A 3,503-nucleotide genomic window follows, 5' to 3' on the forward strand; every position below is an offset into this window, starting at 1 on the left:
AAAATTGAAGAAATTTACGCGCAGACTGCGATTTCATCCAGGATTCTGGCAATTCACGAGGCTGCTGCATCGGAGCGCGCCAAATGAAAAGCGTGAGCAAAATTGAAGCAGGTTCAGGAATGATTGTCTTTGTCGATCCGTTCAATCATGGTCTTTCTCATGTTCCGGTGAACGCCGGAATCATAGAAACCGCATTTGCCGCGGAACCTGACTGCAAGCTGGTGATCGCGGCCGAAAAAGGCCACCTTGATGGCCTTTCCGAGCTGGTATCGAAGGATATCTGGCAGAAGGCGCAGATCATTCCGATTGTGCCTCCGCCTCCGGGAACCCGGTTCATGGCCCGCCTGAAGGCAGATTATCGCAACCTTGAGCAAGTTTTCAGGCGCAGCGAAGGAAAGGGCAAGCTTGTTCTTGCCGATATCGCCCCGGCGACGCTTTACGCACTGCGTCTCAACAGCCTGCGATATCCGCGGGCATTTCGGCAATTCGCCGCTGTTCTGCACGGCAATGGCTCCGAACTTGCGGGTTGGCGTGCCCGCAACCCTCTCATTCGCGCGACCCAACTGCGCTCGGCAATGGCTGCGGCACCCGCCATGACGCGCTTTGTCGTGCTGGAAGACTCAATCCGCCAGGCATTGCTCGATGTCGCGCCCGAGTTTGAGAAACAGATGGTTTCCTTGCCTCACCCGCTGCCAACCGCAGAAGGAAGTTCGCACTTTGCAGAAAGCACCGCGCCGGCCCCTGATGATGCCGAGGCGTCGCGTCCGGTCAGGATTGGTTTTCTCGGCGCAGCGGAAACCAAGAAGGGCTTCGACAGTTTTGTTGATCTGGCCCGTAGTCTGACGCGGCGTTTTCCCGGAAAGATCGAGTTTCACGCAATCGGCTGGTTGCCTCCGGAGCGATATGATCTCGACCTTTCCTGCCTCGCACGCCAGCCGAGCCGGAAAAAAATCAGTCGAGCCGAGTTTCGCGCGGCACTTGAGGCAGTCGACTACGTGTGCATGCCCTATAGTCCTGAGCTTTATCGATATTCTGCAAGTGGCACCTTGCTGGACGCGGTCGCCGCAGGAAAGCCGCTCATCGCACTGCGCTCACCCATATTCGACGACCTTGAGACCCGCTTCGGGGATATTGGCGAGCTGGGCGAGAACCTGAAAGAACTGGAAAGCCGCATGGAAAAGCTGGTGAACAATCAGGACGCCCGCCGCTATCTGCGTCAGGCCGGAGTCATGCAGGAAATTCGTAAATCCAGAATGCCGGCAGGCCTTGTTCCGTGCTGGCGGTCCTTGTTTTTCGACAAGAATTAATTTCAGTTTTTAAAAAATGACCTTGCTGAAGTAAAGCCAGGGAAAATTGAATGAAAGTGTTCGGATGCGTTCTGCCAGGCAGCGTGAACTGAACTCATACCATCGACGGATGCACCCAGAATGAACTCAAGTTGCCCTACGCGACTCACGATAGGCATCCCTGCCTATAAAAACGCCCTTACGCTGCGCACTTCGGTCGAAACGCTTCTGGCGCAAACTTATGGCGACTTCAAGATACTGATTTCGGATGACAACTCGCCTGACGACACCCAGGCGGTGTGCCTGGAGCTTGCAAGCCAGGACAGCCGAATTGAATATATCCGCCAGCCGAAAAATCTGAAGTATCAGAACTTCGGTTTTCTGTTGCGTAGTGCCAAGACGGAATATTTCATGTGGGCGGCAGGTGACGATCGCTGGCACCCGGATTTTGTACGCAGCTGCATCGAAGTGCTTGATGCGAATCCGGATATCGTGCTGGCGACGCCGCGCATAGAGTTCGAAATGGAAGGCAAGTCGACCGGCCTTTCCAACGCAACCTTTCCGTTAACCGGTGATGTCGAGGACAATATCCGGCGCTATCTGGCGGCGCCGGGCGACAACAGCCGGATGTACGGCGTGTTTCGTACCGAGGCGGGACAGCGCTCTTTTCCGCTGACCTCATTCCATGCCTACGATCTGGCTTTTTGCGCGGCTACGCTACGCTTTGGCGGCCATGCCGAGATACCGCGCGTGCTCATGGTTCGGGACCAGACGCCTGGTGCCAACTATCTGCTGCTGGTGCGTGCTGATTCCACCACAACCATTTCGCGATTGCTGCCGTTTTTTGAGATGAGTCGCTGGCTGCTCCAGAAGGCGAAGATACCCCGTAGCGCAAAAATGCTGGGTACGCTTCTGGCGGTCAATGTCGACCGGCACTTTTGGTATACCGATTATTTTCACAAAACCTATACCAGGATCAACCAGCCGATCCAGGCCTTTTGGCGACGCTACGTGGGCTGGCGGCTCCTTGAGGGGACATCGAACGATTCGGTCTCCGCGGTGAGTACGAGAGAAAATCGATAGTGTCGACCTGGCCTGGCGCACGCGGGAGTCATTGCGTATGAAATCCATCCGCCTGAATGACAGGCCCTGCAGCATGGGTCCTGAACCCGTCGCCTTGATGCGCGCCGCGGCCTGAATGAGCGTTTCGATTTTATTCAGGCTTTGTGCTTTTTTATGGGTGTAAGACAGATAAATGCTGAGTACTGACGATCTGGAGTACAAGTGGGATTTCGTAGCGAGTCCAGTCCCGCGTTGGCGTTATCGACAAAGGCTGAGCAGTCTGTATGGCCGGATCTGTCGGCAACCGCAGTTTTCGGAGTTGATCCCGCTCGGGCCAAAGACTGACTGGGCTGTTTATTTCGCCTATCTGCCGGATGGCCGGCTGACTGCGGCCCATCGATTTACGCTGGGGCGGCTGCGCGACATGAATCTGAATGTATTCGTGGTGTGCGCTGCTAACGAAGTGTCGGATGTGCCTGATGAATTGCGACGTTATTCTGATGCCTTATATTGGAAGCAATTGCGGGGCTACGATTTTTCTGCCTATACACTGGCTCTCAACGTCATTTCGAGACAATCCCCGCACGCACGGGTGTTCTTTCTGAATGATTCTGTTTTTGGCCCGTTCCGGGAACTGCGCGAGAAAATTTTCGATGCGCCTTGGGATTTGACCGGCTTCACCGCGTCCTCCCAGATCGAGAATCATATTCAGAGTTACGCTTTTTCGATTGCCGACGTAACCGCGCAGCGCGTTGCCAGGCTTCGTCCGGTGTTGTTTCCCTTTGTGTCGCTCAATCACGCGGATGCGGTCATCCTTTGCCAGGAGACGCGTCTGGCGCGGGTTGCCTCGAGAAGCATGTCCGTTGGCTCTTACTGGTATGCCGACGCCGAAAAGGTGATCGATCCGACATTGGCGAGGCCGTTTCAGTTGCTGGAGGCGGGGTTTCCTTTTCTCAAGAAATCCCTGGTGGGCAAACACATGAAGTTTGAAGCGGCCGATGCCGCAAGGCAATTTCTCGCCGAACAATCTCATCCACTCGTTTGATCTTCAGGCTTGGGCTGCGCGCCGGCCGCACATAAAAAACCCCCGGCGAGGGGGGGCCGGGGGTCAAAATGCCTTGCTTGCTCAAGGCACCCGCTCAGGGAGGTGTAGCG

3 protein-coding genes are annotated in these 3,503 nt (G+C 55.5%); all 3 read left to right on the plus strand.

Annotated elements, in window-relative coordinates; genetic code table 11:
• The first annotated feature begins 83 nt into the window (after positions 1-83).
• The 3 genes from Q1W26_RS11835 (at position 84) to Q1W26_RS11845 (ending at position 3,393) form a co-directional block, all read left to right on the plus strand.
• Positions 84-1,307 (plus strand): hypothetical protein, encoded by a 1,224-nt coding sequence (locus Q1W26_RS11835; RefSeq protein ID WP_300440175.1) that lies wholly within the window; start codon positions 84-86, stop codon positions 1,305-1,307.
• A gap of 120 nt (positions 1,308-1,427) precedes the next feature.
• A complete protein-coding gene (locus Q1W26_RS11840; protein ID WP_300440178.1) occupies positions 1,428-2,369 on the plus strand; it encodes a glycosyltransferase family 2 protein in 942 nt (313 codons plus the stop codon).
• Between the two features lie 172 nt (positions 2,370-2,541).
• Complete coding sequence (locus tag Q1W26_RS11845) at positions 2,542-3,393, plus strand: hypothetical protein (protein WP_300440181.1); 852 nt, start codon at positions 2,542-2,544, stop codon at positions 3,391-3,393.
• The last annotated feature ends 110 nt before the right edge of the window (positions 3,394-3,503 follow it).

The organism is Zoogloea sp. (assembly GCF_030157465.1).
In the GTDB taxonomy this organism is placed as follows: Bacteria; Pseudomonadota; Gammaproteobacteria; order Burkholderiales; family Rhodocyclaceae; genus Zoogloea.